Source organism: Flavobacterium swingsii, from assembly GCF_900111965.1.
Classification (GTDB): domain Bacteria; phylum Bacteroidota; class Bacteroidia; order Flavobacteriales; family Flavobacteriaceae; genus Flavobacterium; species Flavobacterium swingsii.
Map to the genome: position 1 here is coordinate 36,611 of NZ_FOJT01000005.1, position 15,962 is coordinate 52,572.

Consider the following 15,962-nt stretch of genomic DNA (forward strand, 5'->3'; position numbering starts at 1 on the left):
TGCGAATTATTCTATAAAATAACTATGGAAATCAAATTACACGACAAACATTTTGTTCCTTTTATTTCGGCACAAGAAATAGATTTTGCAATTGCAACCATGGCAGCTCAAGTAGAAGCTGATTTTGCTGACGAAACACCTGTTTTTGTGGGTGTTTTAAACGGTGCATTTATGGTAGTTTCAGATTTTATGAAACACTACAAATCGCCTTGCGAAGTTAGTTTTATCAAAATGGCTTCTTATGAAGGAACGGCTTCGACAAACGAAGTAAAACAACTTATAGGTATCAATCAGGATTTAACAGGAAGAACGGTAATTGTTATCGAAGACATTGTAGATACTGGAAATACGGTCGAAGAGTTGAAGATTTTATTCAAAAATAAAGGCGTAAAACATTTCAAAATTGCGACGCTTTTCTTTAAACCAGAAGCCTACAAAAAAGATATTAAACTAGATTATATAGGTATTAGAATTCCCAATAAATTTATCGTCGGATTCGGATTAGATTACGATGGTTTGGGTAGAAATTTGCCAGAGGTTTATCAATTAAAAGATTAAATAAATACAACATAACTACACAATTTTTTTAAAATGATTAACATAGTTCTTTTCGGGAAACCGGGTGCAGGAAAAGGTACACAAGCAGAATTTTTGAAAGAAAAATACAATCTAACACATCTTTCTACAGGAGATATTTTTAGATTTAATATAAAAAATGAAACTGAATTAGGAAAGTTAGCCAAAACATTTATCGATAAAGGCGATTTGGTTCCAGATGAAGTAACTATCAAAATGCTAGAATCGGAAGTAGATAAAAACCAACATTCAAAAGGATTTTTGTTTGATGGATTTCCGAGAACTTTAGCACAAGCAAACGCTTTAGATGAATTTTTATTATCAAAAAAACAAAGCATTACAGCAACTGTAGCGCTTGAAGCTAATGATGAAATCTTGGTGCAACGATTATTAGAAAGAGGAAAAACATCTGGAAGAATTGATGATCAAGACGAAGAAAAAATAAGAAATCGTTACCAAGAATACAACGAAAAAACAGCACCATTGATGAATTATTACAAAAATCAAGACAAGTTTCATGCTGTAAACGGAATTGGAACAATTCAAGAAATTACCGAACGACTTAGTAAAGTCATTGATAATTTGTAACTTAGCAATAAGAAAAAATTAATAACAAAACGGTTTCGTTATCCCGAATAGATAAATAAACGAATAACCAAATCAATAAAAAGTGGAAATACTTATCATTTTCTTTTTAATTCTTTTAAACGGAGTGTTCTCAATGTCAGAAATAGCATTGATTTCTGCTCGTAAAAACCGACTAGAATCGGCGGCAAAAAAAGGAAATACCAGTGCAAAAACAGCTTTAGATTTAGCCAATTCGCCAAACAAATTCCTGTCGACAGTACAAATAGGAATCACCTTAATAGGAATTCTTACTGGTATATATTCTGGCGACAAAATAACAACCGATGTCAGATTATTTCTAGAAGGATTTACAGTTTTGCAACCTTATTCGCATAATTTATCGGTAGGAATTGTAGTAGTTATTCTAACTTTTTTCTCTTTAGTTTTAGGCGAATTATTACCTAAAAGAATCGGATTGAATCATCCGGAAGCGATTGCAAAAGCAGTTGCTGTTCCTATGAAAATAGTTTCGATAATAACCGCGCCATTTATCTGGTTGCTAACCACGACAACCGATTTTATTTTAGATATTCTAAAAATAAAACCAACAGCCGACGGGAAAGTAACCGAAGAAGAAATAAAAGCAATTATCAAAGAAGGAACTGAAGGCGGAGAAGTACAAGAAATAGAGCAAGACATCGTAGAACGTGTTTTTCATATTGGGGACAGGAAAGTAAACTCGCTAATGACACACAGAAATTCATTAGTTTACCTATCAATCGAAGATGACGATATCACTTCACTAAAAGCAAAAATGCTTAACGAATTACATTCTGTTTATCCAGTTTGCGAGGACAATCTAGATGAAGTTGTCGGAATTGTGTTTCTAAAAGATTTGTTCGCCAGTTTCGAAAAAGGAAATTTCGATTTGCGAGCCATCACAAAAGAGCCAGTCTATTTTATCGAACACACATCAGCGTACAAAGCCTTAGAAATATTCAAAAAATCTAAAGTACATTATGCCCTCGTGACCGATGAGCACGGAATGATACAAGGAATTATAACCCTAAACGATATTCTAGAAGCGTTAGTAGGCGATGCGGCCGATTTTTACGAAGAAGAATTTCAGCTAAACGCCCGTGAAGACGGCACATGGTTGGTCGACGGACATTATTCCCTACACGATTTCTTAACTTATTTCGATATGGACGACCTCATAAATGATTACGACGTAACTACGGTTAGCGGACTCATAATGACCGAGTTATCATACATTCCAAAAGTAGGAGAAAAACTCATCTGGAACAAAATGCAACTCGAAGTAATCGATATGGACGGCGTAAAAATCGATAAAGTTTTAGTAAGTTCATTAGCAGAAAAATAAAATAATAATAATTATCAAGAACGAATAGTTCGGGCTTTTTTAGCAAACCATATCCCCGCTTTTCGCTATAATCTTTGCTTTTCTAAAGAAAAAAAGCAAAGGATTTCCGCTGCAATCGGGGTTAAAAAGCAAATTATTCGCCTACTTGAAAAAATAGTTTTTAGAAATGATTTTCACTTTAATACGAAAATCTAAACTCTAAACACTGAAATCTAAAATAAAATGACTGAAGGAAATTTCGTAGACTACACAAAAATATATGTATCCTCTGGAAAAGGAGGAAAAGGATCTACGCACTTACATAGAGAAAAATTTATCGAAAAAGGAGGGCCAGATGGTGGTGACGGTGGTCGCGGTGGGCACGTGTTTTTGGTAGGAAACAAAGCACTTTGGACCTTATTTCACCTAAAATTTGCACGACACGTAAAAGCAGGACATGGTGGCGATGGCGGAAGCTCACGAAGCACAGGAAGTGATGGAGAAGATAAGTATATCGAAGTACCGTTAGGAACCGTAGTTCGTGACAAAGAAACCAACGAAATCCTTTTCGAAATCACCGAAGACGGAGAAAAAAGAATCATCGCCGAAGGCGGGAAAGGCGGTTTAGGAAACTGGCATTTTCGTAGTTCAACGAATCAAACGCCAAGATATTCTCAACCAGGATTACCAGCTCAAGAAGCGGATATTGTATTAGAACTAAAAGTTTTGGCCGATGTAGGTTTAGTAGGTTTTCCTAATGCAGGAAAATCGACTTTATTGTCTGTATTGACTTCTGCAAAACCAAAAATTGCCGATTATCCCTTTACAACGCTAAAACCAAATTTAGGAATTGTAGCTTATCGTGATTATCAATCATTTGTAATCGCCGACATTCCAGGGATTATAGAAGGAGCAGCCGAAGGAAAAGGATTAGGACATTATTTCTTGCGTCACATCGAGCGTAACTCGACATTATTGTTTCTTGTTCCTGCTGATGCTGATGATATTAAGAAAGAATATGATATTCTACTAGACGAATTGCGTCGTTACAACCCAGAAATGCTAGATAAAGACCGACTAATTGTTGTTTCTAAATGCGATATGCTTGACGCAGAATTACAAGTAGAAATGAAAAAACAATTGGATAAAGATTTCAAAGACATTCCTTATTTATTTATCTCATCAGTAGCGCAACAAGGGCTAACTGAATTGAAAGACAAATTATGGGCAATGCTAAATACGGAGGTTTAAAATAAAATAAAAACCAAAACGAAAAGGGCTTCAAATAAACTTGAAGCCCTTTTTTTATCTTAAAAAGTAATGATTACAAATTAGGAATTCTTAAAACCTGACCTGGATAAATTTCGTCTGGATCTGCAAGCATTGGCTTGTTAGCTTCAAAAATAACATCATATTTAGTAGCGTCATCATAATATGTTTTAGCAATTTTAGACAACCAATCACCTTCCACAACTGTATGATATCTAGCTTCTGGAGCAGGAATAGCAACAGTCATTTGGTTGTCAACAGTTTCAACACCGTCAACATTTCCTAAAGCCAAAACGATTTTTTCTGAATCCGCTTGTTGGTCAACTTCCCCGCTTACAACTACAGACTCATCTGCCATTACCGAAACTTTTAAAGTTTTGAAAGCCAAACCTAATGCTTGTACGTGTGCTAATAAAGCACTTGCTTTCAATTGTGATTTCTCCTCAGCTGGAGCAGCTTCTTCTTTTGCGCCAAATAATTTTTTTCCAGCACCTTTAATAAACGAAAATAATCCCATAATTAATTTTTTTAATTGTTATAAACTCAAATTTAGCAAAATAAATGCCAAAGTTTAAAAACCCCATGTGTTTTTTTAAATTTATATTTAAATTATTGCTAATATATTGATTTTTAAACATTAAGTTAAAATTGTCTTAACAAACTGTTATTAGTTAAGGTATTCTTTCAGATTTTTCAAAAATAAATTATATTCGCACCACAAAAAATATCAATTATGAAAAAAATTATTTTATCCTTAATCGTTTCAATTATGCTTGTTCCTACAAGTGTAAAAGCTGACGAAGGAATGTGGTTTTTAATGTTCATAGAACGTTTAAATCACCGTGACATGCAAAAAATGGGATTGCAACTAACTGCTGAAGAAATTTACAGTATCAATCACCATAGTTTAAAAGATGCTATCGTTCAGTTTAATGGTGGTTGTACTGCCGAAGTAATTTCAAAAGACGGATTAGTATTAACAAACCACCACTGTGGCTACGATGCAATCGCTGAACTTTCTACTGCTGAGAAAAATCTTCTAAAAGATGGTTTCTGGGCAGAAAACAGAAAAGCAGAAATCAAACCATCAAGTTTATTTGTACGTTTCTTTGTTCGTATGGACGATTGTTCTAAACGTATTTTGGCAAAAGTGAACCCTTCAATGACTGAATTGGAGCGTGAAGCAGCTATAAATAAAGAAATTGCTTTAATCGAAAAAGAAAATAACGAAGGTGGAAAATATACTGTTTCTGTTCGTCCTTTCTTTCAAGGAAACGAATACTATTATTTCGTTTACCAAGATTACAAAGACGTTCGTTTAGTAGGTACACCTCCTGAAAGTTTAGGAAAATTTGGTGGGGATACTGACAACTGGGAATGGCCACGTCACACTGCCGATTTCTCTATGTTCCGTATTTACGGAGATGCTAACGGAAACCCAGCAGATTATGCTGAGAACAATGTTCCATTACAACCAAAACATTACTTGCCAGTTAATTTAGGTGGAGTAAAAGAAAATGATTTCGCTATGATTTTAGGTTATCCAGGACGTACAAACCGTTGGATGCCAGCTGGTGGAATTGAACAAAACGTAAAATTTGCTTATCCTGCTTGGGTTGAAGGATCTAAAACAGGTATGGATAATATGAAAAAATACATGGATCAAAGCGATGCGCTTAACCTTGTATATGCTTCAAAATATGCGGGTGTTGCCAACTACTGGAAAAACCGTCAAGGTATGATTGATGCATTAACTAAATTTGGTACTGCAAAATCTAAAGCTGCTCAAGAAGCTAAATTCAACAAATGGGCTAACTTACCAGCTAACAAAGCGAAATACGGAAATGTAGTTTCAACAATCAACAATTTCTACGCTTTAACAAACGAAAAGTCACGTCATGATAATTATATAACTCAATTATTCAGAACTAATGCTTTTGCAACTGTTGGAGGAACTTTAGGAAAACAATTAGATACTTATGTGAAAGCTGATGTTGTAAAACGTGCAGAATTAGCGCCAAAAATTTCAGGAATGGCAGAAGAAATGTTCAAAGAATTACATCTTCCAGCTGAAAAAGATATTATGGCAGCACAATTAAAATTATATGCTACAAAATCTACAGGTTATGCAATTGCACCAATGGTTGAGAAAATTGGAAAAGAAAACAACAATGACTTTACTAAATATGTAAATGACACTTTCGATGCTAGTATTTTTACTTCAAAAGAAAAAATTAAAGCTTTCTTAGAATTGCCTACTGCCGAAGCATTAGCAAACGATCCGTTGTACACGCTTTCAAACGATATGATGACACATTTTAGATCAAAATCTGATGTAATTGCAAAAGCGCAAAACGATTACGGAGCATCTTTCCGTTTATTGGTTGAAGGATTGCGTGAGTCTAAAATTGGAGCAATTAAATATCCAGATGCAAATTCAACATTGCGTTTAACTTACGGAAAAGTACGTTCGTTACCTGCTGACAAACGTAATGATGCTAAAGTAAACAACTACACAACTCTTGATGGTCAAGTAAAAAAATACAAAAAAGGAGATCAAGAATTTGATTTACCAACTCGTGTATTAGAAATGAACAAAAACAAAGATTTTGGTCGTTTTGCAGACAAAGACGGTTCACTTCACGTGAATTTCTTGACTGACAATGATATTACAGGTGGTAACTCAGGCTCTCCAGTACTTAACGGAAAAGGAGAACTAATTGGTCTTGCTTTCGATGGTAATATTGAAGCTATGGCTGGTGATGTTATTTTCGATTCTAAATTACAAAGAACAATCAACGTAGATATTCGTTACGTGCTTTGGGTAATCGAGAACTTCTCTGGAGCAAAACATATTGTCGATGAAATGACTTTGGTGAAATAATCACCGTCAAAATAAATAAAATTAAACCGTTCCATTCTTGGAGCGGTTTTTTTATTGATAGCATTTCCTTACTTTTGAAAAATGAAACAAATAATAGTTGTTTTTCTATTGTTACCAATGTTTATTTGGTCGCAAACATCGTTCGAAAAAGGTAAGATCTTTTTCGAGCAAGGAAAATATGTTTTGGCAGAACCGTTATTTGAAAACTATTTGAAAGAGAATCCAACCAATTCAAAAACTATCGAGTATTTGGGGGATATTTCGGGATATGAACAAAAATGGAATCATGCTATTTATTACTATAAAAAACTAATAACTACGTTTCCAAAAAATGCTAATTATTGGTTCAAATTTGGTGGTGCATTAGGATTGAAAGCAAAATCTATCAATAAATTCAAGGCAATAGGAATGATTGACGATATAGAGAAGGCGTTTTTAACTGCAGCAAAACTCGATGTAAAACACATAGAAACCCGTTGGGCGTTAGTCATTTTTTATGTCGAATTACCAGCAATTCTTGGTGGAAGCGAAACCAAATCCCAGAAATATGCCAATGAATTGATAGGGATTTCAAAAGTAGATGGTTATCTCGCAAAAGGCTATATCGATGTGTATTTCAAACGCTATCAAGATGCCGAAAAAAATTATAAGAAAGCCCGAGAAATTGGTGACTCAAAAACTACTTTCAATAAATTATATGATTTATATTTGAATAAATTGAAAGACAAACAAAAAGCTCAAAAATTAAAAGAAGAATTCGATAAAAAGGTTTAATCGTTAATTCGATTTGCCAAATAACCAAATAAATAGAAATGCGTACACATTTTATCGCCATTGGCGGAAGCGCAATGCACAATTTAGCATTGGCCTTACATAATAAAGGATATCAAGTTACAGGAAGCGATGATGCGATTTTCGAACCATCAAAATCGCGTTTAGAAAAAAAAGGAATTCTGCCAATAGAGTTAGGGTGGTTTCCTGAAAAAATCACTTCAGATATCGAGTCGATAATTCTAGGAATGCATGCCAAAGACGATAATCCAGAATTGCTAAAAGCACAAGAATTAGGATTGAAAATATATTCGTATCCAGAATTTTTATACGAACAATCTAAAAATAAAACACGTGTTGTTATAGGTGGTTCTCACGGAAAAACAACGATTACGTCTATGATTTTACACGTAATGCATTATCATAATATCGAAGTCGATTATATGGTTGGAGCACAATTAGAAGGTTTCGATACGATGGTGCATCTTACCGAAGAAAACGATTTTATTGTTCTGGAAGGTGACGAATATTTGTCTTCACCAATGGATAGAAGACCAAAATTTCATTTATACCAACCTAATATTGCATTAATTTCAGGTATTGCTTGGGATCATATAAATGTTTTTCCGACGTATGAAAATTATGTAGAACAATTCGAAATTTTTATTCAAAAAATTACCAATGGCGGAATTCTAGTTTACAATGAAGACGATTCGGAAGTAAAACGAGTTGCTGAAGCATCAACCAATCCTATTCGACGAATTGCTTATCATACGCCAAAATATACTGTAAACGATGGAATAACTCTGTTAGAAACACCAGAAGGTGACATGCCAATCGAGGTTTTTGGAGCTCATAATCTCAATAATCTGGCTGGTGCCAAATGGATTTGTCAAAATATGGGTGTAGATGAAGCCGATTTTTACCAAGCCATTGCTAGTTTCAAAGGGGCTTCAAAAAGATTAGAAAAAATTGCAGAAAGCAAAACAAAAGTAGCTTACAAAGATTTTGCACATTCACCCAGTAAAGTTTCGGCAACGACAAAAGCCGTAAAAGAACAATATCCTAACAGAAATGTTGTGGCTTGTTTAGAATTGCATACTTATAGTAGTTTGAATGCTGAGTTTCTTAAAGAATATGAAGGCGCGTTAGAATATGCCGATGTTGCCGTTGTTTTCTACTCGCCAGATGCTGTAAAAATTAAACAACTCGAAGAAGTGACTTATGAGCAAATTGCAAAAGCATTTAATAGAGAAGATTTGATTATTTATACGAATCCAAAAGATTTTAAAGATTATTTATTTAACCTTAATTTAGAAAATTCTGCATTATTATTAATGAGTTCAGGGAATTACGGGGGATTAAATTTTGATGAGGTTAAGGGACTTATAGGTTAATTTCCATATTTATAATGTCCAACGATTTCATAACTGAATAAGCAGTCTTGAAGAACTTGACCATTTCCTACATTATGAACAATCATTGGGCGTTTTCCGTCCAATGATTTTTTATTTGTAATAATTCCTATATGCGGTAATTTATTATTAATCATCCAAGTTATAATTTCGCCAACTTTATAATCATCAGAATTATTCGTAATCTTTAATTTCTGACCTTTTCTCGAAAAGAATATTTCTAAGTTAGGAACTCGTCTATGATCGATATTTGTGTCTGGTTTTGTTAATCCCCATTTTTTTAAATTTGGATATTTTGAGAAGTTAGTTTTCAAATCTTCATGAACCTCTTTTTGCAAATCGATATTTAATTTTCTATAAGAACGAATAACAACATCTGTGCATACTCCTTTATTTTTTGGAATATCCCCATTTGGATATTTTATGGCAAAATAAGACGGGTCATATTCGATATTTTCATCAATTATAGAAATAGCAACGTCAGATAGTTGTTCTTCAAAGGTTTTTATAATAGTTTCTTGACTAGTATTTTCTTTAGAATTATAACTACAAGTAAAAAAAGATAAAGAGAATAGTATAAGATAAATTACTTTCATTATTTTGTATTTATATTAGTAACGTAAAAAACACAAATGTAATTGTATAAGCCATGGAACAAAATCTATCCATAAAAAATTGGTCAGAAGACGACCAACCACGAGAAAAACTGATGCTAAAGGGCAAACAAGTTTTAAGTGATGCTGAGTTGGTTGCGATTCTCATTGGTTCAGGAAGTCGGTCGGAAAGCGCCGTGCAATTATCACAACGAATTTTGTCTAGCGTCGATAATAACCTGAATGCATTAGGAAAATTGTCTATCAAACAATTAATAGAATTTAAAGGAATTGGAGAAGCGAAAGCCATTTCAATCGTTGCCGCAACCGAATTAGGTCGTCGTCGCCGAGCTGAAGAAACGGTAGAGCTTACAAAAATCACTTCTAGCAAAGCAGTTTTCGATATGATGCAACCCATTATTGGCGAATTAGTACATGAAGAATTTTGGGTTTTGTTTCTCAATAATTCTAATAAAGTAATTTATAAATCGCAAATTAGCAAAGGCGGAATTACTGGGACTGTAGTCGATGTCCGTATGGTTTTTAAAATGGCATTAGAGCAAAATGCAACTTCGATAATCTTGACGCACAATCATCCTTCAGGAAAACTCGAGGCAAGTGATGCCGATAAAATATTAACCAAACAGTTAAAATTAGCTGGGCAACAACTGTCAATTCCTGTTTTAGATCACATTATTATTACTGAAAATGGGTACTTAAGTTTTCAAGACGAAAATATTTTTTAAAATATGAAAAACAGAATAAAGCATATTTTTTTCGATTTAGATCACACACTTTGGGATTTTGACAAAAATTCGGAATTGGCTTTCGAGCGAATTTTAAACAATTATTTTCCAAATATTAAGGTTGAAGATTTTGTCAAAATTTATGCGCCAATCAATCAAGTATGTTGGAAACTATATCAAAAAGACAAAATCACGCACCAAGAATTGCGTTACAAAAGATTAAAAGATACTTTCGATATTTTGAAACAAGAAATTACTGACGAACAAATTGATGTGATTTCAGAAGAATATATCGAATTTCTACCCGATTTCAATCATTTGTTTGATGATGCCATCGAAGTTTTAGATTTTTTAAAAGGAAAGTATCAGTTACACATAATTACCAATGGTTTTGCCGAAGTACAATATAAAAAAATGAGCAACTCTAATATTAATCATTATTTCGAAACCATTACAAATTCAGAATTAGCAGGTGCTAAAAAACCGAATCCAATTATTTTCGAACACGCTTTAAGCCTTGCCAATGCTCATAAAAAAGAAAGCGTTATGATAGGAGATTGTCTCGATGCGGATATAAATGGTGCGTTAGATTTTGGAATGGAAGCTATTTTTTTTAATCCAAATCAAATAGAAGTAGTACAAAGTATCAATCAAATTATTAACTTAGCAGAACTAAAAAAACTTTTTTAAAATGAAAAAACATCTTTCTATACTCGTATTTGCTTTAATTTCAAGTTTGTCGTTTTCTCAATCCTCTTTGAATGATTATGAAATGGCGATAATTCCTGCAAAATTTGAATTCCAAAAAGAAGACAATCAGTACAGAATTAATTCAACAATTAAAGCTTATCTAAAACAAAAAGGATTCGAAGTTTATCTCTCGAGCGATGCTTTGCCAGAAGGATTTTTAGATTACAATTGCAATAAAGTTTTTGTAAACGTTCTAGAAGAAAACACTGTGTTTTCGACAAAAATAAAAATCGAATTTAAAGATTGTAAAAATGCAGTTTTATTCACCACCGATTTAGCGGAAAGTAGAGAAAAAGATCTTGCAAAAGCTTACAATCAAACGTTATTAATAACTTTAAAATCTTTCGACAAAGCTAAATATAAGTTTTCAGGAAGAACTTATTATGATGAAGAAGCGCAAGAAAAACTAAAATCTCATGATGTAGAAAATGTTTCGACACAAGTTACTAAGGTAACAAAGTCTGAAAATGAAACAAAATACGAAAAAGTTGAAAAAACTGAGAAACTTGAGGAAGTGGTATTGTTTGTTAAAGTTGTTAATCTGATTAACAAAACAGAAATGTCATTGTATAAAACATCAAAACCTAGCGTTTATTTATGTACGCAAAATGATAAAAATGGAGTTGTGGTTTCTAAAAACAATATTTGGTTTTTCGAATATTTAGAAAACGATAAAGTAGTTTCAGAGAAATTAGATATTAAACTTTAGTTTTATTTTGTCATTCCGACGAAGGAGGAATCTCAGTATTAGATTCTCTTATGAGATTCCTCCTTCGTCGGAATGACAACAAGCTTTTATAATTGGATTTTAATATAAATTATAATGTTATTAATTCGTAATTCGTAATTCGTAATTTTTTCAATAACCATACTTATCCTTCCATCTATTTTTTAAAAATTCTCTAGTTCCGTTTTCACGAGAATTATTTCCAGGGTTATAAAAAACAGTTTCCGAAATTTCGTTCGGCAAGAATTCTTGTTCGGCAAAATTATTACTGTAATCATGAGAATATTTGTACTCATCACCATAACCTAATTCCTTCATGAGTTTTGTGGGTGCATTTCGCAAATGAATAGGAACAGGCAAATCACCAGTTTGTTTGACGACTTTTTGCGCTTCACCAATAGCTAGATAACTCGCGTTGCTTTTAGGAGAAGTTGCTAAATAAACAGCACATTGGCTCAAAATAATTCTGCTTTCAGGATAACCAATTGTTGTTACTGCCTGAAAAGTATTGTTGGCCATAATAAAAGCCGTTGGGTTGGCATTGCCAATATCTTCACTGGATAAAATGAGCATTCTTCGAGCAATAAATTTCACATCTTCACCACCTTCAATCATTCTTGCGAGCCAATAAACTGCGCCGTTCGGATCACTACCACGAATAGATTTTATAAATGCCGAAACAATATCGTAATGTTGTTCACCTGTCTTGTCATACAAAACTGTATTTTTCTGAACCAATTGCATTACTTTTTCATTGGTAATCAAAATGCGGTCTTCACTCGTTGCGTTTACGACCAGTTCAAAAATATTTAATAGTTTGCGTCCGTCGCCACCAGAAAGTCGTAATAAAGCTTCAGTTTCGGCTAATTCGATATTTTTCGTCTTCAAAAAAGCATCAGTTGTCATAGCGCGATGCAAAAGCGCTTCGAGATCTTGTTTCGAAAAAGCATTCAAAATATAAACCTGACATCTTGACAATAAAGCGGGAATTACTTCAAAACTTGGATTTTCGGTAGTAGCTCCAATCAGTGTAATCCATCCTTTTTCGACGGCAGCCAATAAAGAATCTTGTTGCGATTTACTAAAACGGTGAATCTCATCTATAAACAAAATAGGATTTCGAGCAGTAAATAATCCGCCACTTTGCTTGGCTTTTTCAATCACGTCGCGAATGTCTTTTACACCAGAATTTATCGCACTCAAAATATAAAACGGACGTTTACTTTCTTGGGCAATAATTTGTGCCAAAGTCGTTTTTCCTGTGCCAGGTGGTCCCCAAAAAATGAGCGACGGAATAATTCCCTTCGCAATTTGATGCGTCAACGAGCCGTTTTCGCCAACTAAATGTGACTGACTTATATAATCCTGTAAATTTTGCGGACGAATTCGCTCTGCTAACGGTGCTTCCAATTGATTGTTGATTCGGTTATTTGGTTATTCGTTTAATCGAATAATACAGCTTCAAATTTATGACATTTTTACTTTCAAATTAACAAATAACCGAATAAACAAATAACCAAATAACCTATTTATGACAAAATATCACTAATTTCACTTTGGTAGTATTTTTGACTACAAATCTTTAAATCATTCAATTTTTGAATCTTTAAATTACTAATGAAAGAAACCGATTTCAAATTTTCTGTATCAGTACTAGCATGGCCATTGTATCTTGTGCTATTGCTTTGGTTGGTTTACACTATTGAAATTATTTTTCCGGGTGATTTTTCTCATTTCGGAATCTTGCCAAGAACAGTTTCAGGACTCAAAGGAATAGTGTTGAGTCCGTTTTTACATGGCAATATTATGCATTTATTTAACAATTCACTTCCTTTATTTTTCTTGGTGGCAGCTCTACGTTTCTTTTACCGAAATCAATCTTTGCAAGTTTTGGTTTTGGGTGTTTTGCTTTCAGGATTTGGCACTTGGCTTATAGGAAGAGAAAGTTATCACATTGGCGCCAGCGGATTAATTTATGTTTTGGTGAGTTTTATTTTCTTCAAAGGAATACAATCTAAATATTTCAGATTAGTCGCTTTGTCTTTAGCAATTGTAGTTGTTTACGGCGGAATGATTTGGTTCGTATTTCCTTCGGTAGAGGAAAATATTTCTTGGGAAGGCCATTTGTCAGGATTTATTGCAGGTTATTTATTGTCTTTTTATACCAAAACCGGTGAGTATCAAAAACCTATAAAATACGATTGGGAACGTCCGGATTTCGACCCAAGTCAAGACGAGTTTATGAAGCACTTTGACGAAGATGGAAATTTTGCACCTATTCCGAAAGAAGTTGTAGAAGATGAAATTACTGACGAAGAATTAAAAATAACTAATACATCTGTAGATAATGCAACTGTAGTTTATTTCTACAATGCAAATAAATTATAAGAAAATAATAATTTAAAATGAGTTTTTATAATTTTTTAAAATGTAATCAAGTCCAGTCGCCACAATTTCACCCATAGTTTTACATTTTTTAAACTTCATATCGTGCGTAAATCTTTGAAGCGATTTTTTTAAAGATTCGATATGTTCAATTGGAGCGAGTTCTTCTTTTTTCATGATAGAAATCAATTCTTCAAATCGTGTTTCTTGTCCATGAATTCTTTTTACTGTTGCCGATCGAACTTCTTTTCTGTATTGTTCTATCGAATTTGGTTTAAGCTTGTCGATTACCAATTTTACCATCTGAAAATTTTCTTTGTAAAACTGCGGAAAATATATTTTTATATTGCCTTCATAAGACTGTTGATCGAAATCGATGGGACGAATGCGGAATTCGACATGATCAAAATCATGAATTGGAATAATGACATAATTGTAGGATCTCATGTCACCTAATAATCCAATAATACAACGTTCGTTAAACTTAACAAACTCTTTTGCGATTTGCGATTTTTCGTGTTCGGTACAAGTTGGCAGTATTTTTTTGATGAAAATATCTCCAGGAATCCCAATAATATGCTCCTCGATTAGTGTGTCTTTGTAAACCAAATAATTGATACGGTTTGGAGATAATATTTCTTCTAACTCTAAACCATATATACGGGAAGCATCAGCTTTTTTGATATAAAAATTGGTGAAATTGTCATTCAGGATATTTCTTACTTTTACTCGAAACGGGTTCGAATTTCCAAAAGTACAATAATCTATAGAATCGACATGAAGATAGGGAAGTGTCTTCACATCTCCGTCTGAATGAAGCAAAGTATATATCTTATTTATATTTGCTTCAAGTTCTTGTTGCTCAAATTCTGGGTAATACACGCGATGCCATAAAGTGTCGTTTCCGTCTTTATCTTCTAGATTAATAAAGCCAGAAAAGCGAAGTAAATCATCATAAAAAACGCTGGTTTTTGTAATACGACCATATTTTTCTAAATAATGAAATAATTCATCAGAAATACGATAGTTTTCTTTTCTAAACTTTATTTTGACATCTTTTTGAGCCATAAATTAGTTTTATGAACGTTGGCGAACGGTTTCATAAAGGAATGCGCCACAAGCTACAGAAACATTTAGCGAACCAATAGTTCCGAACATTGGTAACTTAGCTTTTTCATCTACAATTTTTAAAACAGAAGGATTTACACCGCGATCTTCGCTTCCCATAATAATGGCAACTCCTTCGTTTAGTGAAATGTCATAAATATTACTTTCTGTTTTTTCGGTAGCTGCTACGATTTTTATACCAGAAGCTTGTAGTAAGAATACAGCGTCTTTTATATGATCTACTTTGCAAATTGGCACATTAAAAACAGCGCCAGCAGAAGTTTTTACAGTATCTCCGTTTACTGGAGCAGAACCTTGTTTTTGTACAATAATTCCATCAACACCAGTACATTCGGCAGTACGAATAATAGCGCCAAAATTTCTTGCATCAGACAATTGGTCTAAAATAAGGAATAATGGTTTTTTGCCACTTTCTACAACGGTGTCTATTAGTTTTTCTAAATCCTGAAATGTAATAGGAGCAATGGTTGCCACAGCGCCTTGGTGATTGTTAGGAGTTAATCTGTTTAGTTTTTCGACAGGAACATACGAGAAATTGATGCTATTTTTCTTCATCAATTTTTGTAATTCTTGCATCAATTCACTTTGTGCGTCGCTTTGTATAAAGACCTTATCAATTTCTTTTTTAGCATTTATAGCTTCGATAATCGCACGTATTCCAAATATTTGGTTTTCTTTTTCCATGGGGCAAAGATAGTTTTTTTAGACTACTTAGGCAATTAGATTTTAGACAACCTAGATAGTTTAATCGCTAAAAATAATCTAAGTAGTCTAACAATCTAAAATTC

Annotated in this window: 16 protein-coding genes; 11 read left to right on the forward strand and 5 right to left on the reverse strand. The window is 33.4% G+C overall.

Annotated features, from left to right (window positions below; all coding sequences use genetic code 11):
- The first annotated feature begins 24 nt into the window (after positions 1–24).
- The 4 genes from hpt (at position 25) to obgE (ending at position 3,757) form a co-directional block, all read left to right on the forward strand.
- Positions 25–558 (forward strand): hypoxanthine phosphoribosyltransferase, encoded by a 534-nt coding sequence (hpt, locus tag BM053_RS09260; RefSeq protein WP_091476763.1) that lies wholly within the window; start codon positions 25–27, stop codon positions 556–558.
- A 33-nt stretch (positions 559–591) separates the two neighbouring features.
- The gene (locus BM053_RS09265) at positions 592–1,164 is read left to right on the forward strand and encodes an adenylate kinase (RefSeq protein WP_091476765.1); all 573 of its coding nucleotides are present in this window, start codon (positions 592–594) and stop codon (positions 1,162–1,164) included.
- A 133-nt stretch (positions 1,165–1,297) separates the two neighbouring features.
- On the forward strand, positions 1,298–2,527 hold the full coding sequence (locus tag BM053_RS09270; protein WP_244148518.1) for a hemolysin family protein: 1,230 nt from the start codon (positions 1,298–1,300) through the stop codon (positions 2,525–2,527).
- A gap of 222 nt (positions 2,528–2,749) precedes the next feature.
- Positions 2,750–3,757: a GTPase ObgE gene (obgE, locus tag BM053_RS09275; RefSeq protein WP_091476770.1), complete on the forward strand. Its 1,008-nt coding sequence runs from the start codon at positions 2,750–2,752 to the stop codon at positions 3,755–3,757.
- Between the two features lie 73 nt (positions 3,758–3,830).
- On the opposite strand, the gene lysM is transcribed toward obgE, so the two are convergent.
- Entirely contained in the window at positions 3,831–4,292 is a 462-nt protein-coding gene (gene lysM / locus BM053_RS09280) for a peptidoglycan-binding protein LysM (protein WP_091476773.1), read from the reverse strand.
- A gap of 216 nt (positions 4,293–4,508) precedes the next feature.
- Between lysM and BM053_RS09285 the strand changes: the two genes are divergently transcribed.
- The 3 genes from BM053_RS09285 (at position 4,509) to BM053_RS09295 (ending at position 8,827) form a co-directional block, all read left to right on the forward strand.
- Positions 4,509–6,659: a S46 family peptidase gene (locus tag BM053_RS09285; RefSeq protein WP_091476775.1), complete on the forward strand. Its 2,151-nt coding sequence runs from the start codon at positions 4,509–4,511 to the stop codon at positions 6,657–6,659.
- An 81-nt stretch (positions 6,660–6,740) separates the two neighbouring features.
- Positions 6,741–7,433 (forward strand): tetratricopeptide repeat protein, encoded by a 693-nt coding sequence (locus tag BM053_RS09290; protein WP_091476777.1) that lies wholly within the window; start codon positions 6,741–6,743, stop codon positions 7,431–7,433.
- 38 nt (positions 7,434–7,471) lie between these two features.
- Positions 7,472–8,827: a UDP-N-acetylmuramate--L-alanine ligase gene (locus tag BM053_RS09295; protein WP_091476780.1), complete on the forward strand. Its 1,356-nt coding sequence runs from the start codon at positions 7,472–7,474 to the stop codon at positions 8,825–8,827.
- Here BM053_RS09295 and BM053_RS09300 read toward each other — a convergent pair.
- On the reverse strand, positions 8,824–9,441 hold the full coding sequence (locus tag BM053_RS09300) for a DUF1287 domain-containing protein (protein ID WP_091476783.1): 618 nt from the start codon (positions 9,439–9,441) through the stop codon (positions 8,824–8,826). The genes BM053_RS09295 and BM053_RS09300 overlap by 4 nt on opposite strands.
- A gap of 53 nt (positions 9,442–9,494) precedes the next feature.
- Here BM053_RS09300 and radC point away from each other — a divergent pair, with 53 nt between their 5' ends.
- Genes radC through BM053_RS09315 form a run of 3 tightly spaced genes read left to right on the forward strand, consistent with a single transcriptional unit; the run spans position 9,495 to position 11,643 of the window.
- Positions 9,495–10,184, forward strand: coding sequence for a RadC family protein (radC, locus tag BM053_RS09305; protein ID WP_091476786.1), 690 nt, complete (start codon positions 9,495–9,497; stop codon positions 10,182–10,184).
- 3 nt (positions 10,185–10,187) lie between these two features.
- Positions 10,188–10,874, forward strand: a complete 687-nt coding sequence (locus tag BM053_RS09310; RefSeq protein ID WP_091476788.1) for a YjjG family noncanonical pyrimidine nucleotidase — start codon at positions 10,188–10,190, stop codon at positions 10,872–10,874.
- A gap of 1 nt (position 10,875) precedes the next feature.
- A complete protein-coding gene (locus BM053_RS09315) occupies positions 10,876–11,643 on the forward strand; it encodes a hypothetical protein (RefSeq protein WP_091476791.1) in 768 nt (255 codons plus the stop codon).
- A 150-nt stretch (positions 11,644–11,793) separates the two neighbouring features.
- Here the strand turns inward: BM053_RS09315 and BM053_RS09320 are convergent, their stop codons facing one another.
- Entirely contained in the window at positions 11,794–13,071 is a 1,278-nt protein-coding gene (locus BM053_RS09320) for a replication-associated recombination protein A (protein WP_091476794.1), read from the reverse strand.
- Positions 13,072–13,278: 207 nt separating this feature from the next.
- Between BM053_RS09320 and BM053_RS09325 the strand changes: the two genes are divergently transcribed.
- Entirely contained in the window at positions 13,279–14,049 is a 771-nt protein-coding gene (locus BM053_RS09325) for a rhomboid family intramembrane serine protease (RefSeq protein WP_091476798.1), read from the forward strand.
- Between the two features lie 12 nt (positions 14,050–14,061).
- Here BM053_RS09325 and BM053_RS09330 read toward each other — a convergent pair whose 3' ends face one another.
- Entirely contained in the window at positions 14,062–15,114 is a 1,053-nt protein-coding gene (locus BM053_RS09330; RefSeq protein ID WP_091476802.1) for a hypothetical protein, read from the reverse strand.
- Between the two features lie 9 nt (positions 15,115–15,123).
- Positions 15,124–15,858, reverse strand: coding sequence for a 23S rRNA (guanosine(2251)-2'-O)-methyltransferase RlmB (gene rlmB / locus BM053_RS09335; protein ID WP_091476804.1), 735 nt, complete (start codon positions 15,856–15,858; stop codon positions 15,124–15,126).
- Positions 15,859–15,962: the final 104 nt, after the last annotated feature.